The 1,147-nt window shown below is 43.6% G+C and carries 1 protein-coding gene; it reads left to right on the top strand.

All coding sequences use genetic code 11. The features are described from left to right. Position 1: 1 nt before the first annotated feature. The coding region (locus A3766_RS00565) for a DUF6160 family protein (RefSeq protein WP_068641448.1) at positions 2–1,147 on the top strand (1,146 nt) is incomplete at its 3' end.

Below are 1,147 nucleotides of genomic sequence, written 5' to 3'. Positions count from 1 at the left end.
AATGAAAGGCTTGAAGAGGTTGGCTTTGGTGACGGCAGTTTCTGCTTTGTCATCAAATGTGATGGCCGAAGTCCAAATGCTTGATGAAGATAGTCTACAAGACGTCACGGGTCAGGCAGGTCTTACTCTTGATGTAGAAAGTCAGTGGGAGATCGGAGAGTTCGCATATCACGATGCAGGCTATTTGTTGATTCAAGGTATCCGTATGGGTGGTAACTCGTTGGGTAATGGTACGGGCTCTGCAGGTACGATGCTTGACAACTTACGGCTTGAGATTGACATCGCCGGTGATGGTACCGACGGTGATAATGAGCTTGCATATGGTTTTTCCAATATGCGTGATATTGCTCAGATGTATGTAAATGATGGGAATACTGATACGACGTTTGTTAGTGTTGCAAACGGTATTGACTCAACTCGTGATAACGCTGTAATTGACGATAAGCGCACATATGGTGATGGTGATTTGGTAATCCATTTTGACTTTACTGATGGCTGGGCTTCAGAAGGCGGTATCGATCAGTATAGAGCTGACGGTAGATTTGGATTAGACGATTTTCATACTGCAGAGCTAGTCCTAGAGCATGCTGTCGACTTTCGTCTTGAAATCGATGCAATTGGCTTGGCAAGTTCAAGTTATGAGCTAGGTTCTGCTGGTCTAGATACTGATGGTCAGGGTCCCGACCAAGGTGCTGCTGGTACAACTACCTTGATTAGTCAATTAGGTATCCAGGGTTACTTAGGTCCTGATGACTTACATCTTGAGAACAATGGTAACGGCTTTGATGGATCTGGACCTCTAGGTGGTAATACGGGTAAGGCTGACTCCAAAATATACTGGGGTCGTTACTTTAAGATTACAGATCTGGATGTATATATTGATATTGCCGGTGTTCAGATTTCTGACATGGAAATTCACAATGAGCGTGGCGATTTGACAGGTTTGGATGGCACTTCATCATTTAGTTTTGCGCACTCTATTCGTGAAATCTATGCAGTTAAAGATGCTGTTTTAAATATAGATGGTCTGCTTGCTGGTAGTAATCCTTTTGTGGATGGTATTGCAATCAATACGCGCTTCAAGGGTGATATTGATATCCACTCTATCTCATTCGGCGATACTGGTGAGTCAATCGGTCAGTTGTTT

It is taken from the genome of Oleiphilus sp. HI0132, from assembly GCF_001635845.1.
Note: the sequence above shows the minus strand (reverse complement) of the source record. Positions and strands in the feature narration are given on the sequence as shown.